This window comes from Nocardioides sp. PD653-B2 (assembly GCF_002117935.1).
Taxonomy (GTDB): domain Bacteria; phylum Actinomycetota; class Actinomycetes; order Propionibacteriales; family Nocardioidaceae; genus Nocardioides.
The window spans coordinates 54,824-67,379 of record NZ_BDJE01000042.1 but is presented as its reverse complement, the minus strand read 5'-3'; the positions used below and the strand labels follow the sequence as shown (position 1 = coordinate 67,379).

Here is a 12,556-nt window from a genome sequence, read left to right as displayed (position 1 = left end):
CGCGTCTCCGCTAGTCGGTCGTGACCCGCAGCACCAGGTGACTGGTGTCGTCGTCGAGCCAGGTGCTGAGACCCAGGCCCTGGAGCGGCTCGAGGTTGTCGGCGATCTCGGGGTCCTGGTCACCGATGCTGCTGAGCCAGTCGTCGCCCGCGTCGAAGTTCACGAAGAGCACGGCCGCGGCGTCACCCGCCTCGCGGACGACGTTCTGGAACACGTCGGAGTCGCCGAGGTCGCCGTCGTCGAGGAGCTGCTGGCGGTAGTCCTCGTCGGGTCCGATCGCGATCATGTCGCCGTCGCTGTCGCTGTCGAGGAAGAAGCCTTCGCCCTCGCTGACCTGGAGCCGGAGCTTGTCGAGGACCTTCTCGATCTCGTCGGGGTCCCCCTGGACCTTCAGGCCGACGGGCACACCGGTGCCGTCGCCGGACTCCAGGAAGGAGTTCGGGTCGAAGTCGGCGCCCACGGCCAGGGCCGCGGAGTCGCCGGCCAGCGTCTCGGCGTCGTCGGGCAGGTCGAGCCCGGACTCCTGCGAGAGCTGGTCCAGCAGCTCGTCGGCACTCGTGTCGCCGCCGACGGAGGAGGCCAGCTGGTCGACGAGGTCGCCGAACCACCCGTCCGCCAGACCGACGCCGATCGCGGCGGCCGTGTCGTCGGGCAGCGTCGCGAGCACGTCGTCGCCGCGGTCGGACTCGCTCAGCGCGTCCTGGCTCGACCCGGCGTCGGCGGCGACCTCGACCTCGAGGGCGCCGTCGTCGAAGCGGACGGTCGCGGCCATCCCCTGGAAGTCCTCGAGAGCATCGGCGTAGCCCGTGACCGGGGCGTCCGCTCCGAGCCCGCCGAAGGGGGACAGCAACCCGTCGAGGTTGTCGGCCAGGATCTGCCCGGCCTCGGGCGCGACGTACGCCGTCATGATCCCGGGGTCGCCGGTCTCGTCGGTCCAGGTCGTGTAGTCGTCGTCCCCGGACAGCGGTGACTCGGCGGCGTCCTTCGCGATGCCGTCCACCGTGTCCTGCGACTCGCCGAGCAGCGCCCAGCCGTCGTTGATCGCCCAGGCGACCGAGTCGCCGCCGTCACCACCGCAGTCCTCGAGCTTCTGGAGGCCGGCGTCGGCGGCGTCGTCGTCGCTCACCTGGAGCACGAAGACCGGTGTCGGGGTGTCTCCGCCGGTGTCGACGGCCGCGAGTGCCATCCGGTCACCGAGCCACGGCTCGATGTCGTCGCCGTAGTCGAGGTCGTCGCAGGGCGACGACTTCTGGATCTCCTCGAAGATGCGCTCGCGGATGTCGTCATCGGTGTCGAGGCCGACCTTGTCCTTGAAGGCGGGGAACTCGCGCAGCGTGCGCAGAGCCTCGATCTTCTGGCCGCCGCTCGGGTCCAGGTCGACGCTCACGTAGGCGACGGTCGAGTCGGGCAGCGCCTCGGCCGGCTGCGGGCCGGTCGCGAAGAACGACCAGGCGCCCCAGGCGCCGGCACCGATCAGCACGACACCGGAGATGACTCCCCCGGCGACCAGGCCGGTACGGCGTCCGCCGCCGGCAGGAGGCGGTGGCGGCTGCCGCGGACCGCCGCCGTGGCTGTCGAGGTACTCAGGGACGCCGGGGCCACCGGGAGGCACGTTGCTGGACACGCGCGGATCCTACCCAGCAGGCGGGGCGTCAACCTCGTGGGCGGGAGCGATCCGGGCCCGGGCGGACAGTCCGAGGAACACCAGCGTCAGGCCGACCAGCGCCCCGGTCGGCAGGGCGATCCACGGGCTGTACCGAAGGAAGCCGAGCCCGCGCGGCAGGTCCCCCGGAGCTGCCCCCGAGACCGTGAGGTCGGCGGGCAGGTGGGTGCCCTCCTCGGCGGTGAGCGCCAGGTGGCGGGGATCGGGCGGGCCGAGCGCAGAGCCGACCTCGATCATCAGCCAGGTGGCGATCACCGAGCCGACGACCACCGCGACCAGCGTCAGCAGCGGCACCCGGTCGAGGAGGAGCGCGACCAGCGCACCACCGAGGAGCCCGGCGACGCCGGCGACGACCACGAACCAGCCGGTGCTGGAGAACTGTCCCCGCAGACCGGCCTCGTCCTCGGCGAGCCACTGGTGGTCGGAGACGACGCCGACCGGGGGCGTCCAGACCCAGTTCCACACGACGGCGCCCAGGGCCCCGAGCGCCGCGATCACCGCGACGGCGAGCAGGAACTGGAGCAGGGCAGCACGGGTCCCGGACCGCTCGCCGGCGCCGAGCTCGTCGGCGGGCGCGGTCAGCTGGTCAGACATCCGGGTCCCAGGAGGGCCTTGAGGTCCGCGAACAGCGCGGGGCTGGGGGTGACGCGGAGCCGGTCGTCGAGCCGCATCACCAGGGTCTCCTCGCGGGTCAGCAGGCGGAGCCGGACCTCGGTCATGCCGGGGTGCGTCGCGAGCACGTCCTTGAGCTGGTCGACCACCGGTGGCGTGCACCGGGTCGACGGGAGGCTGATCACGACCGGGCCGGACGGACCGTCGGAGACGTCGGGGACCGACACCTCCTGGCCGTGGATCTCGGGCTGGTCCTTCTGGCGTGACAGCCGGCCCTTCACGGTGAGGATCGCGTCCTCGACCAGGTAGGTGCTGGCCAGCTGGTAGGAGCTCGGGAACAGCAGCACGTCGATGGCGCCGTCGAGGTCCTCGAGGGTGACCATGGCCCAGGCGTCGCCACGCTTGGTGATCTTGCGCTGCACCGAGGTGACGAGGCCGGTGATCGTGATCGGCGAGCCGTCCTGGCGGTCCTCGTCGAGCATCAGCTGGCCGACCGTGCAGTCGGAGCTGTTGGCGAGCACGTGCTCGAGGCCGAGGAGCGGGTGGTCGGAGACGTAGAGGCCGAGCATCTCGCGCTCGTGGCCCAGCAGCGTCATCTTGTCCCACTCGTCGATCTCGGGGATCGCGACCGACATGTTGAACGCCGCCTCGGACCCCGACTCGAGGTCGTCGAACAGGGAGTCCTGTCCCCCGCCGGTGTCCTTCTTCATCGTGGCGTAGCGGTCGGCGGCGTCCTCGTGGATGGCCACCAGCGCGCGGCGCTTGTGCTTCATGTCGTCGAAGGCGCCCGCCTTGATCAGCGACTCGAGCACCCGCTTGTTGCAGACCAGGCCGTCGACCTTCTCGAGGAAGTCGTTGAAGTGCTCGTAGCGCCCGTGCTCCTCGCGTCCGGCGACGATCTTGTCGACGACGTTGCTGCCGACGTTGCGGACCGCGGTGAGACCGAAGCGGACGTCGTTGCCGACCGGGGTGAAGTTGGCCGACGACTCGTTGACGTCGGGCGGGAGCACCTGGATCTTCATCCGGCGGCACTCGTTGAGGTAGATCGCGGACTTGTCCTTGTCGTCCTTGACCGAGGTGAGCAGGGCCGCCATGTACTCGGCCGGGTAGTTGGCCTTCAGGTAGGCGGTCCAGTAGGAGACCATGCCGTACGCCGCGGAGTGGGCCTTGTTGAAGGCGTAGTCGGAGAACGGGAGCAGGATGTCCCAGAGCGTCTTGACCGCTCCCATGGAGTAGCCGCGCTCCTGCATGCCCGCGGAGAAGCCGGCGAACTGCTTGTCCAGCTCCTCCTTCTTCTTCTTGCCCATCGCCCGGCGCAGGATGTCGGCCTGTCCGAGCGAGTAGCCCGCGAGCTTCTGGGCGATCGCCATGACCTGCTCCTGGTAGACGATCAGACCGTAGGTCTCGCCCAGGATGTCGGCCAACGGCTCGGCCAGCTCGGGATGGATCGCCTCGACCGGCTCACGGCCGGTCTTGCGGCGGGCGTACTTGTTGTGGGAGTCGGCACCCATCGGCCCGGGTCGGTAGAGCGCGCCGACGGCGGAGATGTCCTCGAACGTGTCGGGCTTCATCGACCGGAGCAGCGCCCGCATCGGTCCGCCGTCCAGCTGGAAGACGCCGAGGGTGTCGCCGCGCTGGAGCAGGGCGTACGTCGTCTCGTCGGTCAGCGGGAGGTCCTCGAGGACCACGTCCTCGCCGCGGTTGGCCAAGATGTTCTTCACGGCGTCGTCGAGGACGGTGAGGTTGCGCAGCCCGAGGAAGTCCATCTTGATCAGCCCGAGGGCCTCACAGGTCGGGTAGTCGAGCTGGGTGATCATCGCGCCGTCGGCGGGCCGCTTGAGCATCGGGATGATGTCGAGCAACGGCTCGCTGGACATGATGACGCCGGCCGCGTGCACGCCCCACTGGCGCTTGAGTCCCTCGATGCCGATGGCGGTGTCGACGACCCGCTTGACGTCGTTGTCGCCGTCGTAGAGCGCCCGGAACTCGCCGCCCTCGCCGAACCGCTTGTGCTCGGGGTTGAAGATCTCCTGGAGCGGCACGTCCTTGCCCATCACCGCGGCCGGCATCGCCTTGGTGATCCGGTCGCCCATGGCGAACGGGTAGCCCAGGATGCGCGAGGAGTCCTTGACGGCCTGCTTGGCCTTGATGGTGCCGTACGTGACGATGTAGGAGACCCGGTCGTCGCCGTACTTCTCGGTGACGTACTTGATGACCTCGCCGCGCCGGCGCTCGTCGAAGTCGATGTCGAAGTCGGGCATCGACACGCGGTCGGGGTTGAGGAAGCGCTCGAAGATCAGGCCGTGGACCAGCGGGTCGAGGTCGGTGATGCGCATGGCGTAGGCGACCATCGAGCCCGCGCCGGAGCCGCGGCCCGGGCCGACCCGGATGCCGTTGTCCTTGGCCCAGTTGATGAAGTCGGCGACGACGAGGAAGTAGCCCGGGAAGCCCATCTGGGTGATGACGCCGACCTCGAAGTCGGCCTGCTTGCGGACCTCGTCGGGGATGCCGTTCGGGTAGCGGACGCGGAGGCCGCGCTCGACCTCCTTGACCAGCCAGGAGTCCTCGTTCTCGCCCTCGGGGCAGGGGAAGCGGGGCATGAAGGTGCCGTTGCCCTCGGTGAACGAGACGTTGCAGCGCTCCGCGATCAGCAGCGTGTTGTCGCAGGCCTCGCGGAGCTGGTACTTGTCGGCCCACAGCGCCCGCATCTCCGCGGGCGACTTGATGTAGTAGCCGTCTCCGCTGAAGGCGAACCGCTGGCCGGGGCCGTCACCGGCCGGGATGTCCATCGTGGAGCCGGAGTTGATGCAGAGCAGGTGCTCCTGCGACGGCGCGTCCTCGCGCATCACGTAGTGGGAGTCGTTGGTCGCGATCATCGGGATCTGCAGGTCCTTAGCCAGGCGCAGCAGCCCGTCGCGGACGCGGTTCTCGATGTCGAGGCCGTGGTCCATCAGCTCGAGGAAGTAGTTGTCCCGGCCGAGGATGTCCTGGAAGTCGGCGGCGGCCTGGCGCGCCGCGTCGTACTGACCGTGGCGCAGGTGGACCTGCACCTCGCCCGACGGGCAGCCGGTGGTGCCGATGATGCCCTTGCTGTGCTGGGCGAGCAGCTCGCGGTCCATGCGCGGCTGCTTGAAGAAGCCGTCGCGCCAGGCTCCGGTGCTCAGCCGGAAGAGGTTGTGCATGCCCTCGGTCGTCTCCGACAGGAGGGTCATGTGGGTGTAGGCGCCGCGGGCCGACACGTCGTCGGGGCCGCCGCCGTAGAAGTTGACGCCCTTGCGCTCGAAGCGGGAGATGTTGGGCGCGAAGTAGGCCTCGATGCCGATGATCGGCTTGACCCCGGCGCCCTTCGCCTTCTTGTAGAACTCGTAGGCGCCGAACACGTTGCCGTGGTCGGTCATCGCGATCGCGGGCATGCCCAGCTCGGCGGTCCGCTCCGCCAGCGCTCCGAGGCGAGCCGCTCCGTCGAGCATGGAGTACTCGGTGTGGACGTGGAGGTGGACGAAGGAGTCCTGGGAGCCTGTCGCCATCGTCGCGGGCCACTCCTCGGCTGATCTCGGATAGGTGTTCGGTGCTACTTCAGGGCGTGCGGCAGCGGCCACGGCAGAGGCCGTGACGGTCGTCCTGGGGGAAGACCGTCAGCCTACGCGACCGCTGGATCTGATCATGTCAGGACGCACGGACAGTCTGCGCGCGACCATCTCGGGGCGACCGGAACAGCGCAATTGCGCTGTTGTGACGTGCTGGCGGCCGATGTCGAGTGCCCAACCGCGCGATTGCGCTGTTGTGACCTGCTGGCGGCCGATATCCAGTGCCCAACCGCGCAATTGCGCTGTTGTGGCGCACGAGAGGCTCTCGCCGGACGCCTGCCTCAGCCACCGCCGGGAGACGTCGCGTCGAGGCTCTCGGTGATGATCGCGTCCACGATCCGGGAGAGCCGCTCGGCGCCGAGAGCAGGGGCACGGAGCGCCATCGCCTCGGCGATCGCGCGCTCGCGGACGGGGTCGCGGGTGGTGTCGTGCTTGATGTGCTGGACGGCGGCGGTCAGCGCCGCGCGGCGGGCGAGCAGGTCGCCGAGATGCTCGTCGACCTCGTCGATCAGCCCGCGGAGGAACGCCAGCGGGTCCTCCCCCGGCCAGGCCATCCGGAGGTCGGGCGCCTGCTCCTCGTTCGCGGAGCCGTCGGTGTGCTCGAGCTCCACCAACCCGTGGCGCGCGTAGAAGTCACGGGCGGGCGTGTTCATCTCGAAGACCCAGAGGCAGAAGCCGCCGGGGCGCTGTGCCTTGACGACCTCGAGGAGCGCCGAGCCGACCCCGCGGCGCGCGTACGGCGGGGCGACGTACAGGTCGTCGAGCCAGGTGGCGGTCATCCGGGCGTAGCCGGCGACCACGCCGTCGACCTCGGCGACCCACAGCTCGTCCTCGGCCAGCTTGGCGGTCAGCCAGGCGTGGACCTCGTGGTCGGGATGGATGCCGGGCGGCATCGTGGCCTCGCGGCGAGAGGCGATCTGCACCTCGGCGATCGCGGTCGCGTCGGTCTCGACCGCGGGTCGGAGGAGGAGGTCAGTGCTCGTCACGGACGACCTCCAGCGCGTGGGCGAGGTCCTCCGGGTACTCGGTCTCGTACTCGACGTGCTCGCCGGTGTCGGGGTGCTCGAAGCCGAGGCGTACGGCGTGCAGCCACTGCCGTTCGAGCCCGACCCGCTTGGCGAGCTTGGGGTCGGCACCGTAGGTGAGGTCACCGACACAGGGGTGCTTGAGCGCGGCCATGTGCACCCGGATCTGGTGGGTGCGGCCGGTCTCGAGGTGGACCTCGAGAAGGCTGGCGAAGCGGTGTGCCTCGAGGGTCTCGTAGTGGGTGACGCTGTGCCGGCCGTCGGCCATCACGGCGAACTTCCAGTCGGACTTCGGGTGCCGGCCGATGGGGGCGTCGATGGTGCCCTCGAGCGGGTCGGGGTGGCCCTGCACCAGCGCGTGGTAGACCTTGTCGACCGTGCGGTGCCGGAAGGCGTTCTTGAGCACCGAGTAGGCGTGCTCCGACTTGCAGATCACCATCACGCCGGATGTGCCGACGTCGAGGCGTTGGACGATGCCCTGCCGCTCGGAGGCGCCGCTGGTGGAGATCCGGAAGCCGGCGCCGGCGAGGTGCCCGACGACGGTCGGTCCGTTCCAGCCGGGCGAGGGGTGCACGGCGACGCCGACGGGCTTGTCGATCACCACGATGGCGTCGTCGTCGTGGATGATCTTGATCCCCTCGACGATCTCGGGCACGACCATCAGCGGGTCGGTGAGGATCGGGATCGTGACGTCGAGGATCGCCCCCGGCATCACCCGGTCGCTCTTGCCGACGGCGGCACCGTCGACGGCGACGTGACCCTCGGCGATCAGGTCGGCGGCGCGGGTGCGCGAGAGCCCGAACATCCGCGCCATGGCGGCGTCGACCCGCTCCCCGGCGAGGCCATCGGGCACCGGAAGCGTCCGGTGGTCGGCCCCGCGGTTCACTCGGTCGTCTCCGGGGCCGGCTCGGGCTCGGGCTCGACGTCGTCGCGCTGCGCGCGCGTGCCGTCGAGGCGGACGCCGCGGTAGACCAGGATCAGGATCAGGATCGCGGCGGCGTCGATGCAGATGTCGGCGACGTTGAAGATCGGCCAGTGCGGGAGCATGAAGAAGTCGATGACGTGCCCCCGCAGCGGGCCGGGCTCGCGCACCAGCCGGTCGGTGAGGTTGCCCCCCACCCCGGCGAGGAGCAGACCGAGCGCGACGCCCCAGCCGGCGCTGCCGACCCGGCGTACGACGTAGAGGATCACCAGCACGGCGACGATGGCGACGCAGCTGAAGATCTCGGTGTAGCCGGTGCCGGTGCTGAAGGCCGCGCCGGGGTTGCGGACGAGGTGGAGCACGAACAGGTCGCCCACGAGCTCGACGTCGGGACGGTCGGTGAGCTTCTCGACGGCGACGATCTTGGACACCACGTCGACGGCGTACGCCGTGAGCGCGACGCCCGCGAAGAGCGCCAGCAACCGGGCTCGAGAGGCGCGGCGAGGGGTCGGCTGGTCGACGGACTGGTCGTGCGCGCCGCCGGTCAGCGACGCTCCTCGCGCTGCTTGCATGTCATGCACAGTGTGGCACGCGGGAAGGCCATGAGCCGCATCTTGCCGATGGGGTTGCCGCAGGACTCGCACACGCCGTACGTGCCGTCGTCGATGCGGGCCAGGGCCCGGTCGATCTGGGCGAGCTTGTCGCGCTCGCTGTTGAGCACGGTCAGCTCGTGGTCGCGCTCGAAGCTGGTCGCGCCCAGGTCGGCCTGGTCCTGGCCGGCACCGTCACCCGAGTCGCGCATCAGCCCGTTGAGCTCGGAGTCGAGGCTCTGGATGATCTCCTCGCTGTGCGCGCGCTGGGTGTGGAGCTCGTCGAGGACCTCCTTGAGCTCGGCCTTCGTCCACTTGGCCTCGCCCTCCTGGACCACCAGGGCGCTGGGCGACGCCTTGCGTGCCGGGGCGGCCTTCTTCACGGGGGCAACCTTCTTCGCCGGGGCGGCCTTCTTCACGGGCGCAGCCTTCTTCACCGCAGCGGCCTTCTTCACCGGGGCGGCCTTCTTCACCGGGGCGGCCTTCTTGGCCGGGGCCGCCTTCTTAACCGGGGCCGCCTTCTTCACCGGCGCAGCCTTCTTCGCCGCAGCGGCCTTCTTCACGGGCGCGGCCTTCTTGGCCGGGGCGGCCTTCTTCACGGGCGCAGCCTTCTTCACCGCAGCGGCCTTCTTCACCGGGGCGGCCTTCTTCGCCGGGGCCGCCTTCTTCACCGGCGCAGCCTTCTTCACCGCAGCGGCCTTCTTCACGGGCGCGGCCTTCTTCGCCGGGGCCGCCTTCTTCACGGGCGCAGCCTTCGTGGCGCCGCTCTTCGTCGTGGCCTTCGCCGTCTTGTCGGCGGGTCGTCGTGTGATCACCTTGCGAGCGGCGGTGGCCGCTTGCCCGGCGAGTGACTTCCTCGTGCTGCGGGCCATGGGCGGGCCTCCTCCGGCCTCGGCTGCTGTGGCTTGAGCCACAGTTGTGCACGGAGGGTAGCGGGTGACCCCTACCCCCTCAAATCAGGCGCACCGTGCACAGGCAAAGCGGCCGGCCCCCGAAGGGACCGGCCGCCTGGTGGAACGCTGTGTCGGACCGTGCCTCAGGCCTCGTCCTCGCCCAGGATCGAGCGGAGCCGCTTGGGAGCGGGCTGCTCGTCACCGGTCGGGGCCGAAGCCTCCGAGCCACCACTGAGGGCCTCGAGCTGCTGGCTGAAGTAGCTCTTGAGGCGGGAGCGGTACTCGCGCTCGAACGAGCGGAGGTTCTCGACCTCGCCGTTGAGCTTGTCGCGCTCCTTCTCCAGGTCGCCGAACATCTGGCGACGGCGCTCGGCCGTCTCCGAGTCGAGCATCTGCGCGCGGGTGCGGGCGTCCGCCTCGAGGCGGTCGGCCTTGCTCTTGGACTCCGACTCGAGACGCTCGGCCTTGGTGCGGGCCTCGCCGACGATCTTGTCGGCGTCGTTCTTGGCCTCTTCGACCAGCTCATCGGCGTTGCGGGTCGCGATCTCGAGCAGCCGGGCCGCGGCGTTGGACGCCTGCGGGACGGTCTCGACCCGGATCGTCTCCACCGGGGTGGCGGCCACGACCGCCGCCGGAGTCGCGACCGGCGCGGGCTCGGGCGTCGGCTCGGGAGCCTTCTGCTCCTCGACCTTCGGCTGCGATGCGGTCTCGGTGACCCCACCGGAACCCTGCGCCGTGGACAACTTGGACCTGAGGTCTTCGTTCTCCTTCGTGAGCCGCGCCAGCTCGGCCTCCACCTCGTCGAGGAACTGGTCGACCTCGCCCATGTCGTAGCCCTCGCGGAGCCGGACGGGCGTAAAGCGCTTGTTGCTCACGTCCTCAGGCGTCAGCGGCATGACCTCACCCATTCATCAATCGTCAAAGTAACTGTCGGTCGAACAATAGCGTCTGCGATGGTGACCAAGTCACCGCCACCAGGGTGCACCCGCTCAGGTCAGGAGCAGCTGGTCGTTGATCCGGAGCAGGATCCAGGCGGCGATCATCACGATCAGGAAGCTCAGATCGAGCGAGATGCTTCCGATCCGCAGCGGCGGGATGACCCGTCGTAGTGCCTTGATCGGGGGGTCGGTGGTGGAGTACACGCCCTCGAGGCCCACCAGGAGCGGGCCGCGAGGCACCCACGACCGGGCGAAGACCTGCACCCAGTCCACCACGAACCGGATCCAGAGGAGTGCTATGAAGAACCAGAGGACCACATGGATGACGAGTCCGACTGAATGCACGTGATGTGTCCTAGCTCTGGTTGAAGAACCCGCCCTCGACGATGCGCTGCTTGTCCTCGGCGGCCACCGTGACATTCGGCGGCGAGAGCAGGAAGACCTTGTTGGTGATGCGCTCGATGGTGCCACGAGTCGCAAAGACCAGGCCCGCGGCGAAGTCGACGAGGCGCTTGGCGTCGCTGTCGTCCATCTCGGAGAGGTTCATGATCACGGGGGTGCCCTCGCGGAAGTTCTCCCCCACGGTGCGTGCCTCGTTGTAGGTGCGCGGGTGCAGGGCGGTGATCCGCGACAGCTCGGCCACGACTCCCACCGGGCCCACCTGACCCGGCGCCGGACGCCGGCGCTCCGACAGGTCGGCCACCGGGGCGGGGCGCCCCTCTCGCTTCACGGGACGAGCCGCGACGGGGGCTGTCTCCTGGGTCTCGTACTCGTCGTACTCGTCGTCGTACCGACCGGTGTCCTCGAGCAGGCCGAGGTACTCGCCGATCCTGCGCATTCCGCCGCTCATGACTGTTGCCCTCCGGTACTCCGCATCCCTTGCAGGGACGCACTCTTAGGTGATTGGGACCCTACTTGGTCTGTGGCCTCGAACCGAGGACCGCGGACCCTATCCGTACGTGTGTCGCGCCGGCTCTCACGGCGGGTTCGAGGTCGCCGCTCATCCCGGCCGAGAGCCAGGTGGCATCGGGGTGGTCGGCGAGCAGCTCCTGGCGGATGCCCGCAAGCCGCTGGAAGGCCGCCGCCGGGTCCTCGCCGAGCGGGGCGACGGCCATCAGCCCGCGCAGCCGCAGGCTGCCGGCCTGCTGCACGGCCGACGCCAGGGCGGCCAGCTGGTCGGGCGCCGCGCCGGAGCGGCCGCCGGCGCCGGGTGGGTCGAGGCTGACCTGGAGCAGCACGTCGACCGCGTGTGAACGCTGGTGGGCGCCCCTGGCGAGGGGCGCGACCAGCTTGGCGCGGTCGACGGACTCGACGACGTCGGCGTACGCCGCCACCGCCGCCGCCTTGTTGCTCTGCAGCCCGCCGATGAAGTGCCAGGTGAGCCCGAGGTCGGCGCACTCCGCCGCCTTGGCCTCGGCCTCCTGGTGGCGGTTCTCCCCCACGTCGGTGACCCCCAGCTCGGCGAGCAGCCGGACGTCGCTGGCGGGGAAGAACTTGGTCACCACGACCAGGCGGACGTCGTCGGGCGCGCGACCGGCGTCGGCGCAGGCCGAGGCGATCCGGGCGCGCACGGTCTCGAGGTTGGCCTCGAGCTGGTCGCGGCGGCTCACGAGGACCGCACCCGGATCACGCCGGCCAGCCGGCCGGCGGAGGCGCCGTCGCGGCGGTAGGAGTAGAGGTCGGCCGACTCGCGCGTGCAGCGGGAGACGTCGACGACCACGACGCCCGCGCGCTCGAGCTGGGCACGGACGCCCGCACCCAGGTCGAGGGACGGAGTGCCCCACGAGGTGGTCGCCACGCTGGCGGGCTCGACCGCTCCGACCTCGGCCCGCATCTGCTCGGGCACCTCGTAGCAGGCCCCGCACACGTGCGGCCCGATCCAGGCGGTGATGTCGCCGGCGCCGAGATCGCGCATCCGCTGCACGGTCGCGGGCACCACCCCCGCGGCCAGGCCGGGCCGCCCGCAGTGGGCCGCACCCACGACCCCGGCGGCCGCGTCGGCCAGCAGCACGGGCACGCAGTCGGCGGCGCGCACCATCAGCACCACGTCGTGACGGTCGGTGACCAGGCCGTCGGCCCGGGCCCGGTCGACGGGGCCGTCGGCCGCCACCACGTCGCGACCGTGCACCTGGTGGAGGTCGGCGAGCGCGGCGTCGGGCGCGAAGTCGGCGAGCAGCAGCGCGAGGTTGCGCTCGCGCGCCGGGGCCGGGTCGTCGCCCTCGATCGCCAGGTTGAGCTCGTCGAACGGAGACGCACTGACCCCGCCGTACCTGTCCGTGAAGGCCAGGTCGACGGGGTCGAGTGAGGTGCGGAAGGAGTACAAGCG

Annotated in this window: 12 protein-coding genes; all 12 read right to left on the bottom strand. The window is 70.3% G+C overall.

Annotated features, from left to right (window positions below; translation table 11 throughout):
• Positions 1 to 10: 10 nt before the first annotated feature.
• The 12 genes from PD653B2_RS18305 to pgeF all read right to left on the bottom strand — a co-directional run bounded on the left by PD653B2_RS18305 (position 11) and on the right by pgeF (position 12,553).
• Positions 11 to 1,624: a DUF3352 domain-containing protein gene (locus PD653B2_RS18305; protein ID WP_085873835.1), complete on the bottom strand. Its 1,614-nt coding sequence runs from the start codon at positions 1,622 to 1,624 to the stop codon at positions 11 to 13.
• A 9-nt stretch (positions 1,625 to 1,633) separates the two neighbouring features.
• Positions 1,634 to 2,257, bottom strand: coding sequence for a hypothetical protein (locus tag PD653B2_RS18300; RefSeq protein WP_085873834.1), 624 nt, complete (start codon positions 2,255 to 2,257; stop codon positions 1,634 to 1,636).
• Positions 2,242 to 5,802, bottom strand: coding sequence for a DNA polymerase III subunit alpha (dnaE, locus tag PD653B2_RS18295; protein ID WP_085873833.1), 3,561 nt, complete (start codon positions 5,800 to 5,802; stop codon positions 2,242 to 2,244). The genes PD653B2_RS18300 and dnaE overlap by 16 nt, the downstream gene beginning before the upstream one ends.
• Positions 5,803 to 6,143: 341 nt before the next feature.
• Positions 6,144 to 6,848: a GNAT family N-acetyltransferase gene (locus tag PD653B2_RS18290; RefSeq protein WP_085873832.1), complete on the bottom strand. Its 705-nt coding sequence runs from the start codon at positions 6,846 to 6,848 to the stop codon at positions 6,144 to 6,146.
• The gene (locus tag PD653B2_RS18285; protein ID WP_085873831.1) at positions 6,835 to 7,773 is read right to left on the bottom strand and encodes an RluA family pseudouridine synthase; all 939 of its coding nucleotides are present in this window, start codon (positions 7,771 to 7,773) and stop codon (positions 6,835 to 6,837) included. Before PD653B2_RS18285 ends, PD653B2_RS18290 begins: the two co-directional genes overlap by 14 nt.
• The gene (locus PD653B2_RS18280) at positions 7,770 to 8,381 is read right to left on the bottom strand and encodes a signal peptidase II (protein ID WP_085873830.1); all 612 of its coding nucleotides are present in this window, start codon (positions 8,379 to 8,381) and stop codon (positions 7,770 to 7,772) included. Before PD653B2_RS18280 ends, PD653B2_RS18285 begins: the two co-directional genes overlap by 4 nt.
• On the bottom strand, positions 8,354 to 9,271 hold the full coding sequence (locus PD653B2_RS25395) for a TraR/DksA family transcriptional regulator (protein ID WP_085873829.1): 918 nt from the start codon (positions 9,269 to 9,271) through the stop codon (positions 8,354 to 8,356). The genes PD653B2_RS18280 and PD653B2_RS25395 overlap by 28 nt, the downstream gene beginning before the upstream one ends.
• A gap of 164 nt (positions 9,272 to 9,435) precedes the next feature.
• Positions 9,436 to 10,200, bottom strand: coding sequence for a DivIVA domain-containing protein (locus PD653B2_RS18270; protein WP_165763533.1), 765 nt, complete (start codon positions 10,198 to 10,200; stop codon positions 9,436 to 9,438).
• 81 nt (positions 10,201 to 10,281) lie between these two features.
• On the bottom strand, positions 10,282 to 10,575 hold the full coding sequence (locus PD653B2_RS18265) for a YggT family protein (protein WP_207559322.1): 294 nt from the start codon (positions 10,573 to 10,575) through the stop codon (positions 10,282 to 10,284).
• 10 nt (positions 10,576 to 10,585) lie between these two features.
• Positions 10,586 to 11,080 (bottom strand): cell division protein SepF, encoded by a 495-nt coding sequence (locus PD653B2_RS18260; protein WP_085873827.1) that lies wholly within the window; start codon positions 11,078 to 11,080, stop codon positions 10,586 to 10,588.
• 61 nt (positions 11,081 to 11,141) lie between these two features.
• Positions 11,142 to 11,840 carry a YggS family pyridoxal phosphate-dependent enzyme gene (locus PD653B2_RS18255; protein WP_085873826.1) on the bottom strand — a complete coding sequence of 233 codons (699 nt, stop codon included), beginning with the start codon at positions 11,838 to 11,840 and terminating at the stop codon, positions 11,142 to 11,144.
• Complete coding sequence (gene pgeF / locus PD653B2_RS18250) at positions 11,837 to 12,553, bottom strand: peptidoglycan editing factor PgeF (RefSeq protein ID WP_085873825.1); 717 nt, start codon at positions 12,551 to 12,553, stop codon at positions 11,837 to 11,839. Before pgeF ends, PD653B2_RS18255 begins: the two co-directional genes overlap by 4 nt.
• Positions 12,554 to 12,556 lie beyond the last annotated feature (3 nt).

Excerpts from the sequence above, each read along its gene's own strand:
- PD653B2_RS18300 (WP_085873834.1), bottom strand. The coding sequence starts at position 2,257 with ATGTCTGACCAGCTGACCGCGCCCGCCGACGAGCTCGGCGCCGGCGAG.
- dnaE (WP_085873833.1), bottom strand. The coding sequence starts at position 5,802 with ATGGCGACAGGCTCCCAGGACTCCTTCGTCCACCTCCACGTCCACACC.
- PD653B2_RS18280 (WP_085873830.1), bottom strand. The coding sequence starts at position 8,381 with ATGCAAGCAGCGCGAGGAGCGTCGCTGACCGGCGGCGCGCACGACCAG.
- PD653B2_RS25395 (WP_085873829.1), bottom strand. The coding sequence starts at position 9,271 with ATGGCCCGCAGCACGAGGAAGTCACTCGCCGGGCAAGCGGCCACCGCC.
- PD653B2_RS18270 (WP_165763533.1), bottom strand. The coding sequence starts at position 10,200 with ATGGGTGAGGTCATGCCGCTGACGCCTGAGGACGTGAGCAACAAGCGC.
- PD653B2_RS18260 (WP_085873827.1), bottom strand. The coding sequence starts at position 11,080 with ATGAGCGGCGGAATGCGCAGGATCGGCGAGTACCTCGGCCTGCTCGAG.